The sequence below is a fragment of the Acidianus ambivalens genome (genome assembly GCF_009729015.1).
GTDB classification, from domain to species: domain Archaea; phylum Thermoproteota; class Thermoprotei_A; order Sulfolobales; family Sulfolobaceae; genus Acidianus; species Acidianus ambivalens.
The window spans coordinates 1,143,854-1,156,392 of the sequence record NZ_CP045482.1; the positions used below are offsets into that span (position 1 = coordinate 1,143,854).

Annotated in this window: 14 protein-coding genes; 8 read left to right on the forward strand and 6 right to left on the reverse strand. The window is 30.8% G+C overall.

Translation table 11 applies throughout. From position 1 onward, the window contains the following. Window position 1 precedes the first annotated feature (1 nt). Window positions 2–463: an METTL5 family protein gene (locus D1866_RS06760; RefSeq protein ID WP_338025378.1), complete on the forward strand. Its 462-nt coding sequence runs from the start codon at window positions 2–4 to the stop codon at window positions 461–463. Here D1866_RS06760 and D1866_RS06765 read toward each other — a convergent pair. Genes D1866_RS06765 through D1866_RS06780 form a run of 4 tightly spaced genes read right to left on the reverse strand, consistent with a single transcriptional unit; the run spans window position 428 to window position 5,443 of the window. Continuing rightward, window positions 428–1,102, reverse strand: a complete 675-nt coding sequence (locus D1866_RS06765; protein ID WP_152941752.1) for a phosphoglycolate phosphatase — start codon at window positions 1,100–1,102, stop codon at window positions 428–430. The two genes, D1866_RS06760 and D1866_RS06765, sit on opposite strands and share 36 nt — an antisense overlap. Before the next feature lie 3 nt (window positions 1,103–1,105). Then, the gene (locus D1866_RS06770) at window positions 1,106–1,945 is read right to left on the reverse strand and encodes a TIM barrel protein (RefSeq protein ID WP_152941750.1); all 840 of its coding nucleotides are present in this window, start codon (window positions 1,943–1,945) and stop codon (window positions 1,106–1,108) included. Window positions 1,946–1,982: 37 nt separating this feature from the next. Further along, on the reverse strand, window positions 1,983–4,958 hold the full coding sequence (locus D1866_RS06775) for an FAD-binding and (Fe-S)-binding domain-containing protein (RefSeq protein ID WP_152941748.1): 2,976 nt from the start codon (window positions 4,956–4,958) through the stop codon (window positions 1,983–1,985). Window positions 4,959–4,969: 11 nt separating this feature from the next. Further along, window positions 4,970–5,443: an HIT family protein gene (locus tag D1866_RS06780; protein ID WP_152941746.1), complete on the reverse strand. Its 474-nt coding sequence runs from the start codon at window positions 5,441–5,443 to the stop codon at window positions 4,970–4,972. Between the two features lie 44 nt (window positions 5,444–5,487). Between D1866_RS06780 and D1866_RS06785 the strand changes: the two genes are divergently transcribed. Both D1866_RS06785 and D1866_RS06790 read left to right on the forward strand, forming a co-directional pair. Next, window positions 5,488–6,093, forward strand: coding sequence for a hypothetical protein (locus D1866_RS06785; RefSeq protein WP_152941744.1), 606 nt, complete (start codon window positions 5,488–5,490; stop codon window positions 6,091–6,093). After that, window positions 6,090–6,605, forward strand: coding sequence for an NUDIX hydrolase (locus tag D1866_RS06790; RefSeq protein ID WP_152941742.1), 516 nt, complete (start codon window positions 6,090–6,092; stop codon window positions 6,603–6,605). The genes D1866_RS06785 and D1866_RS06790 overlap by 4 nt, the downstream gene beginning before the upstream one ends. Here D1866_RS06790 and D1866_RS06795 read toward each other — a convergent pair. Together D1866_RS06795 and D1866_RS06800 are read right to left on the reverse strand one after the other, a co-directional pair. Further along, window positions 6,580–7,242 carry a chlorite dismutase family protein gene (locus D1866_RS06795; RefSeq protein ID WP_152941740.1) on the reverse strand — a complete coding sequence of 221 codons (663 nt, stop codon included), beginning with the start codon at window positions 7,240–7,242 and terminating at the stop codon, window positions 6,580–6,582. The genes D1866_RS06790 and D1866_RS06795 overlap by 26 nt on opposite strands. Next, entirely contained in the window at window positions 7,235–8,479 is a 1,245-nt protein-coding gene (locus D1866_RS06800) for a hypothetical protein (RefSeq protein WP_152941738.1), read from the reverse strand. The genes D1866_RS06795 and D1866_RS06800 overlap by 8 nt, the downstream gene beginning before the upstream one ends. A 145-nt stretch (window positions 8,480–8,624) precedes the next feature. Between D1866_RS06800 and D1866_RS06805 the strand changes: the two genes are divergently transcribed. The 5 genes from D1866_RS06805 to D1866_RS06825 all read left to right on the forward strand — a co-directional run bounded on the left by D1866_RS06805 (window position 8,625) and on the right by D1866_RS06825 (window position 12,538). Beyond that, complete coding sequence (locus D1866_RS06805; protein ID WP_152941736.1) at window positions 8,625–10,256, forward strand: hypothetical protein; 1,632 nt, start codon at window positions 8,625–8,627, stop codon at window positions 10,254–10,256. Beyond that, a complete protein-coding gene (locus D1866_RS06810; RefSeq protein ID WP_152941734.1) occupies window positions 10,225–11,067 on the forward strand; it encodes an NAD+ synthase in 843 nt (280 codons plus the stop codon). The genes D1866_RS06805 and D1866_RS06810 overlap by 32 nt, the downstream gene beginning before the upstream one ends. After that, on the forward strand, window positions 11,058–11,861 hold the full coding sequence (locus D1866_RS06815) for a nitrilase-related carbon-nitrogen hydrolase (protein ID WP_152941732.1): 804 nt from the start codon (window positions 11,058–11,060) through the stop codon (window positions 11,859–11,861). Before D1866_RS06810 ends, D1866_RS06815 begins: the two co-directional genes overlap by 10 nt. A gap of 24 nt (window positions 11,862–11,885) precedes the next feature. Then, window positions 11,886–12,155, forward strand: coding sequence for a hypothetical protein (locus D1866_RS06820; protein ID WP_152941730.1), 270 nt, complete (start codon window positions 11,886–11,888; stop codon window positions 12,153–12,155). Window positions 12,156–12,283: 128 nt separating this feature from the next. Next, window positions 12,284–12,538, forward strand: coding sequence for an ArsR/SmtB family transcription factor (locus tag D1866_RS06825; protein ID WP_152941728.1), 255 nt, complete (start codon window positions 12,284–12,286; stop codon window positions 12,536–12,538). Window position 12,539 lies beyond the last annotated feature (1 nt).

A 12,539-nucleotide genomic window follows, 5' to 3' on the forward strand; every position in this document is an offset into this window, starting at 1 on the left:
AGTGGCAGATCTAGGTTGTGGCACAGGAAGATTTTGTGCAGCTGCGAGTTTTCTAGGAGCTTATTGTGCTTGTATAGAGATCGATAATGAAAGCATTACGTTAGCTAAAAAAGTCTTTAAAGAACTAGGAATAGACGCAGACTTCATCAACGCAGACGTTGAGTATTTTTACTCTCAGTCAAAATTTGATACTGTAATTGAAAATCCACCCTTTGGAGTTAAGAGAAAAGGTTATGATCTAATTTTCCTAAACTCAGCGTTAGATTTATCAAATGACGTTGTATATTCCATTCATAAAAGTAATGAGAAATCTGAGGAAATAATTAAAAATATTGCCAGAAAAAAAGGATTTTCAAGCGAAGTAATAACTACTAATTTTGAAATAGGATATTACTATCCATGGCATAGAAACAATATTCATAAATTTTTAGTTGATATCTATCTTTTTAAAAAGATTACCTGATTCTATCATTTCAAGTAATGAGATCACTCCTTTACCATTCTCCTCATTTAGAACTAAATCAGCAATCTTTTTTACTTCATCTAGAGCATTAGCTACAGCTACCTTATAATCTGCTACTTTAAATAGTGGAATATCGTTCTGACTGTCTCCAATAGCTATAATTTTGCCTTTAAAATTTAGAATTTTTACAAGTTCTAGTAGGCCTTTACCTTTATCCATATTTTTAGGCATTATCATAGCATCGTTTCTATTCCACTCCACTCTAGCACAATCAAATCTTAATTTATTACTAAAGTTTCCTACATTATCAAGATAAATAATTATCTTGCCGACGGAATATCTTAAGCCTAATTTTTCCAATTTTTCAACTATACTTTGTCTTATTTCAAACCATTCCTTATTTACTAAGTGTATCTCTTTTTCTCCTATAAGCAAAAGAGGACCATTCTCTAAAACCCATGCTGTAGGATTTAATCCTTTTGCTAAAACATTAATGAATTTTCTTTCTCTGCCAGTTACTACTACGAATGGATATTTCTTTGAAAATTCATTAACTTTCTCTTTAACTTCGTCTGAAATTACAAAACCATTCTTCTCGCTAGCTAACGTTCTATCGTAATCTGAAGCAACTAAAAACAATTTTTATTCACCAAATTTATATCCAAGATCTTCTAATATCTTTTTCATTCTTAATGCATCGTTTTCGAGCTCTGGACTTTCGCAAATTAATGTTATTGAAATATTTCTTTTCAGAATTTCCCTTGCTAAAGGCTCAAAAGGCGGAGTATTATAGACTATGGATCTGTGTATATCGACATATTTGCCATTTCTTATTTCTAGTCCTTCAAAATGAGAATTTATATGAGTTAAACCTAGTTCCTTAGTTAGTCTATCTAAAATTTCTCCATAATCTATCTGTCCTCCTTGTCTGGCAAAAGTATGAGCCCAATCTATATATGGAATTATCTGTCTATCAAGTTCCTTTGATAGCAAAATAACTTCATCTAAAGTTCCTATTGCAGTTTCTTTAGCCATTGTTTCTATTCCAAACTTCACATTCATTATACCTAGTTCCTTAGATTTATCTAAAATCTCTCCTAGACCAGATTTAACTTCATCTAAGCATTCTTCTCTCTTAGATTTTTTTCCATAAAATGCTATATGTATTGCTATAGCGTCTGCTCCCATAGCTTCAGCTCTAGTTGCAGTTTCCAATATTCTATTTTTAGATGCTTCTATTTTTTCTTTTTCCTCTGAGCACAAATTTATATAATATGGAGCATGTACTGATAATCTTACTCCTATAGTTTTTGCAACTTCACCTAATTCTTTCGCCTTTTCAATACTCATCTTTACTCCTTGTACAAATTCTACTTCCATAGCATTGAGACCCAGCTCTTTTACTTTCTTTACGCCTTCAATAGTGCTTTTACCTTTGGCAGATAAAGGAATGCCTGCCGTACCCAAGTAAATTTTTGGCATAAAAGAATCTTACGTACAAAAATTTTAAGCTAAAGTCTCACAAGTTTACTATAGACTTATTTAGTGAGTCCTCTTTCTCTCTTAATAATTCTAGAATAGCGTTTGCCATAATTCTTTGATCGAAATCCTCTGAAGTATTGGATTTTACTTGCTTAATTATTAACTCAATTATAGGCTGAAGCGTAAGAGACATTATAATTGCTGACAGCTCTTTTATGAATGCAGACTTTATAACAATTTTCTCTGCTTCGGATTTGCCAGAAGTTTCGTTATCTATAATTTCTCTAATTTTTTTAAGAATATTATTGCCAGCTTCATCTACAGCCTCTGTAATTACTGGTTCTATTATTTTCTTATATTCGACTTCTCCAGAAGATACAAAAGATACTGTATCCACAAGAATTTGAATTCTTTTACTTAAAGAAGCAATAATTTCATTATTTATTATTTCACTTATTTTATCTTTTACAGATTGAGGTATTTTATATTCTGTAGCTTCTATTGCTATATTGACACCAACTTTTTCAGCAATAAATTCTATTAAAGTCTTTGCGTTTATACCAACACTTCTGAATTTCACAGCAGCTAATGGACATAAAGTTATCAGATTTTGATACTTCTCTCCTAAAGCTTTAGCCATCATATCTGCTCTTTTACCTATATTTTTCTCTAATATAGCACCAGAACATCCTTCAACTTTCCTTACTTTAAATCCCTTATCTCTAAGTCTTTTTATTATATCATCTGCGTAAGTTGATGAAAAACATGCTACGTGAAGAGTTATTTCTTCATTACCCTCAAATTGTATAGATTTTAATAGCCTTAGTTCTAAAGGAGTAGCCTCTGCTTCAATATTTACTCCCGCAAATTTTGCATATTCTTTATAAGCCTCGGAGAACGCTTTATAGTCCTCCGGCGTTAAAGTAATTAGCTCAGATATATTCTTCATTTTCTCTAAATTATTTTTCATTATTTCTGTAAGATCTTTTCCATTTCCGCTTATATATTGCAAAAATCCGCTATCATTAGAAGTATTAAATAACTTTATTCTTATTCCGAGCTTTTTGAGTAATTCTAAAGACGAGAATAGTACTGTAGGATTTTCAATTACATATTTACCTAACCATAATCCTATTTCACTATTTTCATCAATAATATCATTATATTTAACTGGAATAGGAGTATCAGGAACTTTTTCTTCTGGAATCTTCTTTGCAACAAGACTATTCAGCTTAATTAAAAGAGTAGAGATTGGTGTTTTAGCAGGGCAAACGCCATCACATAATCCGCACTTATGGCATCCAGATATTTCCGCTATTGCACTATCCGGAATGTCAACTGAATTATGTAACTCATAATAGCTTATTACTCCTCTAGTAAAGTCAAACATTCCTTTAGGAGCATAAGGCCATTGAGGAACTAGTTTAAACTGAGGGCATACTGTTACGCACATAGCACAGTCTATACAAGTTAATGCGTAATCTACGAAAATATCGAGGTAACGCTTAGCAACCTTATAACCTTCTATTTCGCCACCTGGCATTAACGCTTTAGCGAAGCCTATTCCAAACCTAAACCTTAAGGCTTCTTGCTGCTTTCCTACTATCTCTAGAACTGCTTTAGCCCTACGCTTAGGATCAAATACTTTTCCAGGATTAAATATTTCATTAGGATCCATTTCTTCTTTATACTTCTTTATTTCCTCGTACCTATCAACGCCTAGTTCTTGAAAAGTTCTTCCCATGGTACTTAGCCTATTCTTAGCGTACTTATGAACAAATATTCCTATAGATAGCATAGATCCTCCTACTTTTATGTATTCGCCCATCATCAAAGTATTTTTAGCCAACTCATAGATAATTCTCTTATCAACTGGAGATAATGATGCTTGAGTAAAGGCATTTACTAAAAGAACTTCTCTTCTCTCTAAGTCTATATCCAGATCAAAACCATTATCTTCATTTAGAGTACCTAACTTACCTATATTCTTTTCAAGGCCTTCTATTAGTTCCTTTATTTTAGTATAATGTATTAAACCGTGCTGATGAATTAATAAACCCTTAGTTCTTAGAGCTGCATTAACACCGTGATTGAATGACCACCATCCTGTCCATTCTCCTTCAAAGATCCTTCCTCCATATGTCTGTGCTATTCTATATAATTTAGGTTCTACAATCGAAGACCTAGGTGAAGGATATAATCTTACCATGTTCCACTTTCCTGGATCTAAAGATGCTTTAAATTTCTCTGCAATATAACTAGATATTGCAGGACCTCTAACTTGTATATGCCAAGCTGGAATTACTTCTCTATAAAATTCTCCTATTGCGTTGTAAGTCTTATCAAAGTCGTCAAAAGAGATTACCATTGCTTCAGTATTACTAAATTGCCTTAATTTAATTCCTGCTTTAACAATTATTCCTGTAGTTCCTTCAGCTCCACAAGCTATTGCAAGATCTTTTCCTTCTAAATGAACTAATTCACCCTTTGGATTTACCATATCAATAAAGCTAATATTATCGCAAATGAATCCATACTCATAAGAGCCTATTCCTAAAGCGTCTCCGGCTATGCCTCCTCCAGCTGTTGAATCGTATGACGACGGAAAAGTTCTTAACTGAAGACCTTTTTGTTGCGCTGCTATATCTATAAGCTTCCAAGTAGCCCCAGGCTCTACTATAGCTATTTTATTTGCTTCATCTATTTCAACTTTATCCATCTTAGAGAAATCTACTAGGATACCACCATCTGCAGGAATTGCATTTCCATACCTATTTGTACCTCTACCATAAGGAGTTATTGGCACGTCATACTTTAACGCTATTTTTACTAAATCTATTACATCTTCAGCAGATTTGGGATAAACTACATAGTCTGGAATAATATTTATTTTAATTCCTGACCATACAAGTTCAGGAACAAATCCCATATCTACTGTATGTGATAGCCTTTCAACTAAACTATCAGAAAAGTTATCGCCAAAGCGAGATTCCAACTCTTCCCTTATGCCCAACGGTTTCTCACCTATAAACTTAAAATATTTTTAACATTCTGACTAATAACTCTTTGTAAGAATTCATAATATTCTTTACGTTGCTCTTTCCTAGGCTCGAAATAAGAAAATTCCTCAGGATAAGAGCCGTCCCAAGTAGGTATTATATGAATATGAACATGAAATATAACTTGACCTGCACTTTTTCCTACATTAGTTAGAAGTCTTATTCCAGAAGATTTCACTGACTCTTTTACTGCCCTGCTAACTATATTTGAAGAAAATGCTAGTTTTTCTAAATACTCTTTTTTAGTATTTAGAAAATCATCAAAGTGTTCTTTTGTAACTACTAATGTGTGGCCAGGCGCTAATGGGAATTTATCTAAAAAAGCTATAGTATACTCGTCCTCATAAACAATATATGCAGACTCTTCCTTTTTTGCAATTTTACAGAATAAGCACATATTACTTACAACTACTTTCTTACTTAAGTTTATATCGGTCATTATGCGGATTAAAAATTAATTTAATAAAGGAAAGAGTGACATCAATGAGAATATTTTACTTAATAATAATTCTTGCAATATCTATTGTTACAAATGCTACCCCATTCTTTGGAACGCCATATACTTTAGTTGCAACAACTTTACTTTTAAAATGCGGAATAACACCAATTAATCTAGCAGAAGCTATCATACTAACTGGCGTTGGTGCTGCAGTTGCAAAAAGTTTCATGTATTTTATAGGATTAGGAGCACGTAAAGGCTTAAAGCGTAATAAAAATGTAATTTTCTTTTCTAGATTTACTGGTAAAAAATCATTTTATATTATATTATTTCTTACCTCTATATTTCCATTCTTGCCTCTTGATGATTTAGTTTACCTTATAGGAGGAACTACAAAAACTTCCTTATTATCAATGCTAAAAATTTCATTATTAGCTAAAATTATCAAAAGCTCAATAGAAATACCTATAGAGGCCTTTGGAATATTACAAATAAGCGAGGCAATAGGGATAAGCCCTTTTGAAACTGGAGTAATATCTACAGTTATAATGACTATTTTAGCAATAATACTATTTAAAATAGATTGGGAGAGCATCTATAGAAAGATAGAAAAATATCTTACAAATAACAAGTACTTCAGATTACCATGAAATTGTTTAGTGGCAAAAAATTCGAAGTTTACTTAGATAAATTTGATCTACCTAATGGTAAAATTAGAGAAACTGAATATATAAAACATAGAGGATCTGCAGTAATAATACCTCTTATTGATGAAAATACAATAATTTTAGAAAAGCAATTCAGACCAATTATAGGTAAGTGGATATACGAATTGCCTGCTGGTACTATGGAAGAAGGCGAAGCACCTGAAACTACTGCCAAGAGAGAATTGATTGAAGAAACAGGATATGAGGCCGAGACTCTAATTCACCTTATAGACTTTTATCCTTCACCAGGGATAAGTACTGAATTAATGCACCTCTTTTTAGCTAAAGGATTAAAATTTGTAGGAAGTAAACCAGAGGAATATGAAGTTATAGAAATAGAAAAGAAAAATATTTACGAAATTCTAGAAATGATAAAAAATCACGAGATTGAAGACGCTAAAACTATAATAGGAATATTTTACTATCAATTTATGCTAAGAAATCAAACGCCTTAGTCTCTCCTACAATTAATGGTTCTTCTTTTACGATCCATTTTCTAGCCTTAGCTTCTCTTAATTTTTCTACAACATCCACCCAATTAAATAAGTCTGGAATCTCGTAAATTACTACAAATTCGTAATCTCCTATTCCAAATGAGTATGTAGTATACGATTTAATACCGTTATTTTTTGGATTATTAATTGCCATATCTATGTGCTCTTTCATTATTTTTTCTCTCTCTTCAAAAGGCAATAAATACCATTCAGGAGATTTTTTCATAGGATACGCAACAAAATACTTTAATTGCTCTCCTCCTAAAACTACTTTAGGATCGAAATTTGATTTCATATAAGGAGAAGGCTTAAAGACTGAAAGAAATAAGTTGGACTCTAAAGCATATCCCTCAAATGCTGATAATATAGCCGATCTAAACTCCAAAAATGGAGAAGTACTAAAAGAAGATAGCCAATAGATTATGTTAGACTCTTGAGACAGAGAAGAGAATTTCTTAATAGATATTACATCCCTCTTAATTTCATTAGCAACTTCCTCTGACTTACTTAATATCGATTTTCTAGCTTCATGATTAAGTCTCCACCAGTCTTTATCAAATTTAATTGAATACACCATCATATAAACTTCATTAACCATTGTTATTCATCTCATTAATTATATCGCCGTAGATTATTAATGCTTCTTCTAAACTCATTAAATAACCTATAAAATAAGAGGAAACGTTTCTTCTGACATACTCGTCCAAAATGTCATATCCGTCAGACGTAGGGCCGTTTAATATTCTATTCATTTGATTATCAAATTCCTGCTTATTTGACGCTGTAACTATAAAAGCTACTGGCAAAACTCTAATTCCTAATGAGAGATCACCATCACTTAACTCTTCATCATATTTTATGAGCTCATCTATAACGCTTTCATTAATACCATAATAGTTTATTTCATTTAAATTATATAATTTATGCAATATATTTTCTACTCTATTCTTAATTAAGTTAATCTGCTCCTTCAATTTAGTTAAAGGAACACCTTTTCTTCCAATTATTATTTCAGTACCACTATTTTTGCTCATCTTATCCAGATAGAGCAAAGCTCTCAACATCTTTGCCAATTTCTTCCTATTATGAATTGAAATTTCTCTATCTTTAATTGTAGATGATGGTAAAAATCCTATAAAATATTTAAAGATGACACCTACATATAATTTGTCGCCTTTATTAGTAGTTACTTCTATAGGAGAAGGAATTTCTTCTAATGACTCTTTATATACTATAGCTACTTCATCAGAATTTATTAAGGATCTTACATAATTCTCAAAATTATCTATTTTTTCCCTTCTCTCCTCTACAAGCTGGCCCATCTCGTTGTATATTTTCAGTAAAGGAATTTCACTATCCGTTTTCAGAACTACTTGCATTAAGGGGAAAGTGTCTTCCTTTCTAAGTATAGTTGCTGCATAAAGAAAGCTTGAAAATTTAACTATACCTATAATAATTTTACTATCTATGTCACTTAAAAGCGCCGTATGTTTGGATGCCGCTAAAGCTAGCTTTTCCGCATTATACCATTCTTCACTTAGAATAAGCTTATCTGTCTGTTCCTCATCTTCCTCGTTATTTCCAAATTTAAACACTATAGATTTTACATTTAATTCTTCTGCAACTTCATCGATTACCTCTTTTATAAGTAAATCTATTTGAGGTATAGGGGGTAATATATAGTGGTTATCTTTCTCCTCTATATTTTTGTACACATGAATTCCGTTATCTTCTAAAGATATTATCAAGATTTCCTTTTCATTACCGTTATCGTCTATAAGAGAGCATGAAATAATTGGCTTATTCTGCAATGAATATACTTCTAATATACTCAATTTGCTCTACCTTGAATAGTAAGTTAACTAGAATAATACAAAAACCTTATCACTATATTAAAGAGCTACTAGACAATTCTATGGAAAGCTTTATGAAAAATACGGAAAATCTTATATCAAAAAACTACATGATAAATACTAGATTATGGATTCAAGGAGGCTTGTGACTTATATAATAATAGGTTCTACTATATTATCTGTAATCTTTATAATATCGTTTAGAATTAATATTCTGAATAATCCAGTCGTAGCTGCAGTCCTAGCTTTAAGTTTCTTTTCTGCAATAGCAATCTTTGTAATAGCTTTAGATCCCTATATTTTAAATCCTAATAGAAAAATAAATATGATCGATGATACTATAGTAGCCATAAGTATATTAACCTATACATTAATTTCAATATTTCTAATTAATGGTTATGGAACAGATGATATGGAATATATAGCTACTGCAATAAATTATCTGATTCATGGTATTAATCCTTATTTACAGTCTTATTTTCCTCATAATGTAGAACCTACATATCTCCTTAATGGAAATATTGCTAGTAATTACATTTATCCACCTTTGTCATTCTTACTTTATGCACCATTATATTTGATTTTAGATTTGTTTAAAATAAAATTATATTATATTAATATTTTAAACATAATTTTTGAAGATCTTCTTGCTATAATTATATATTCACAGGGAAGAAAGAAAAGAGATCCAATAGCCACATTACCAATTATATTCATTTTCATAACTTCCGGCCTATTAGCACCATCGTTTGCAGGAGTTAATAGTTCAGTTTGGGCAGTGTTCATTGCCTTAAGTTACGTGTATAATGGCAAAAAATCTGGAATTTTTTTAGCTTTAGCTGACTCGTTTAATCAAATACCCTGGCTCATAACGCCTTTTCTTCTAATTTACAAGAAAAATGATCTTTTGAATGTCCTTAAAGGATTTTTAACATCTATTTTACTTGTAAATGTACCGTTTATGATATGGAATCCATACGCATTCTTACATATTATTACATTAGACGAAAAAACTATTCCAGTAGCATTTACTGGATTTACAATACTTAATTTTACTACGTTATTTAGTGTAGAACCTTGGTTCTTTACATACGCTATGGCATTGTCTGGAGCATTCTTAACATATATTTACTATCGATTTTTCGATAGATTAAAAGAGTCTTTATGGATATTTCCATTAATAATAATGTGGTTTAGTTGGAGAACGTTAACTAGTTACTTTATAATGTGGCCCCAATTAATGTTTTTATCGATTTTTAACATTAATTCTTATAATATGGAAATTCCAAAAATTAGCTTGAGTATAAATAGAAAGGAGATTTTATCCGTATTATTCGTATTATTAATTTCACTAGTTTCTGCAGGAGAATTTTCTCACATACAGTATGTAGATCAAGATCCTATACAGATAATTAATGTTATAATTCCTGAAAGTGAACATAATTCTACTTATATAAATCAACTTTATATTGTAGTAAAGAATATTAAAAATGAAACTGTAAATATTACCTTAGTTAGAGTTTCGATTCCAAACTGTTTGAACATGGTTTGGAATTTCACTAAAGTAGAAATACCACCAAATTCTACTGGAGTGATATTTGCATATACTCAAAATCCTGCATTATACATAAATTCTACATCTTTTACAGTACAGGTTTATTCGAATTGTTACATAAGTTCTTATAAGGTTATAAGGAATTTTACCGAGTATAATAATACATTAATTTATGAGAGTTCAATCAGTGCTTCAGGAACTTAAGGACGTTAATTATAGTGTAATTTCAGAATATATAATTAGAAGAATTTCAGAATATATAACTGAAAGTGGTAAAAATGGAGGAATTATAGGCTTAAGTGGAGGAATAGATTCTTCTGTAACTACTGTACTTTTAAGCAAGGCTACTCAAAATTACTTCATTTTACTTATGCCATCCTCTTCTACACCTCAAAAGGATATGGAAGATGCAAAGAAAATAATAAATATGATAGGAGCAAATAATAAATATAAAATTATAAATATAGATCCAATATTAGAATCTTTTAAAAATGAAATAAAAACAAATGATAAATTAGTTTTGGGCAACATTAAAGCTAGAATTAGAATGATACTTCTTTATGCATACGCACAAATCATGAATTACCTAGTGATTGGCACCGGAGATAAAAGCGAATTGCTATTGGGTTATTTTACTAAATATGGAGATGGCGGAGTTGATATTTTACCTATAGGCGATTTATATAAAACTCAAGTAAGAGAACTTGGTAGATATTTAGGTTTACCAGAAGATATAGTGACTAAACCGAGTTCTCCAGCACTTTGGGAAGGTCAAACTGCTGAAGGGGAACTTGGAGTTTCTTATGATATAATAGATGCAGTACTATACCTTAGAGTAGAAAAAATGATGGATATAGAATCTATAGCTAAAGAACTTCAGATTGATACCGAAATCGTACATAAAATAGATAGAATGATAAAAACCTCGCAACATAAAAGATTGCCACCAGAAATATTTAGACTGAGTGGGAGAGCTATTAACTCAGACTGGAGGTATCCTAGAGAATGGATATAGAACTTGCACAAATAAGACCTAAGTTAGGAGACGTTGACTATAATTTAGAAAAACACTTAGAAATTATACAAACATCCTCTGCTGACTGTATCATATTTCCTGAGTTGTCGCTAACTGGTTATGTACTTAGAGACCTTGTTTATGAAGTATTTAAAGAGGCCGAAAAAGCTGTTACTAAGATAGTTGATAATTCAAAATGCGCAATTTTTGGGACAATAAAGGAAGTTAGACCAGGTATTTTAAGAAATTCAGCGGTTATATCAATTGAAGGCAGTTATGATTATATTTACAAGTTTTACCTCCCTACATATGGCTTATTCGAAGAAAGAAGATATTTCCAGCCTGGAGATCCATTATCAGACGTTAAGATATTTAAATATAAAGGAATTAATATTGGTGTAGTTATTTGTGAAGATGCTTGGCACCCAGAACCTATAGAAGCACTTGCCTTAAAAGGAGCAGATGCAGTATTTATTCCTGCTTCCTCGCCTATGAGAAGATTAGAGGAGAACTTATTAATAGAAAATAATTGGGAATCGTTAATTAAAGCGCATTCTTTAATGTACGGAATATGGACAGCTTTTGTTAACGCAGTAGGAAGTCAAGAGGAAGAATATTTTTGGGGAGGCTCAATGGTTTCTTCTCCTCAAGGTACAATCAAAGTAAAAGCCAAAAAATTTGAAGAAGATAGAATATTTACAAAAATAGATTTAGAAGAAGTTAGAAAGGCTAGATTCTTTAGCAGTTTCAGAGACCATAATAGAGACTTTCATAGATTGCTCTCTAATCTTTAAATATTCTAAGTCAAGAAAGATATTATGCTCAGGCAAACTTTCAACTTTAATATTATACTACTTATATTGCTAATAGTATTTCTTATTCTTTCGATAATTAGCCCAATATTTTTACTTGGAGCAATAGGAATAGGAATATTTAAAATATTTGGAAACAGAGCATTTATACCTTTTTCAATTTTACTTTTATTACTAATAGGTTTACATGGATATTTATATATGATAGGAATAATATTGGCATTAGCATTTATTGCTTTTAATATAATAAAAGATATATACAGATATTACGTATAAAATATAGAATATTTTTATCATTTTATAGGAAATTAATGGATTTCATACACATTAAAATACATTTAAATGTAACTTAACGCGTTTTCAAACGCTTAGCCTTAATAGAAATACATTACTAGAGTAAACACATGTTATACAAATTAGATGAGGTAATAGAAAACAAAGGTTGGGATACTAGGAAAAAAATACTAGAGCTTTTACAATCGAAAGAAATGACTGCATACGAAATTTCTAAAATATTAGAATTAAATTATTCTACAGTAAAATATCACCTAGAATTATTAGAAAGAGTAGGCCTAGTAACTGTAAAAAAAGATAAAAGGAATAGATATCTTTATAAAGCAAATAATAATATAAAAATACTAAATTTGATAAATAAATAAT

Bases quoted from the DNA above. Each gene is read 5' to 3' on its own strand.
- D1866_RS06770 (WP_152941750.1), bottom strand. From the start codon at position 1,945: ATGCCAAAAATTTACTTGGGTACGGCAGGCATTCCTTTATCTGCCAAA.
- D1866_RS06780 (WP_152941746.1), bottom strand. From the start codon at position 5,443: ATGACCGATATAAACTTAAGTAAGAAAGTAGTTGTAAGTAATATGTGC.
- D1866_RS06785 (WP_152941744.1), top strand. From the start codon at position 5,488: ATGAGAATATTTTACTTAATAATAATTCTTGCAATATCTATTGTTACA.
- D1866_RS06790 (WP_152941742.1), top strand. From the start codon at position 6,090: ATGAAATTGTTTAGTGGCAAAAAATTCGAAGTTTACTTAGATAAATTT.
- D1866_RS06795 (WP_152941740.1), bottom strand. From the start codon at position 7,242: ATGGTTAATGAAGTTTATATGATGGTGTATTCAATTAAATTTGATAAA.
- D1866_RS06805 (WP_152941736.1), top strand. From the start codon at position 8,625: ATGGATTCAAGGAGGCTTGTGACTTATATAATAATAGGTTCTACTATA.
- D1866_RS06810 (WP_152941734.1), top strand. From the start codon at position 10,225: ATGAGAGTTCAATCAGTGCTTCAGGAACTTAAGGACGTTAATTATAGT.
- D1866_RS06815 (WP_152941732.1), top strand. From the start codon at position 11,058: ATGGATATAGAACTTGCACAAATAAGACCTAAGTTAGGAGACGTTGAC.
- D1866_RS06820 (WP_152941730.1), top strand. From the start codon at position 11,886: ATGCTCAGGCAAACTTTCAACTTTAATATTATACTACTTATATTGCTA.
- D1866_RS06825 (WP_152941728.1), top strand. From the start codon at position 12,284: ATGTTATACAAATTAGATGAGGTAATAGAAAACAAAGGTTGGGATACT.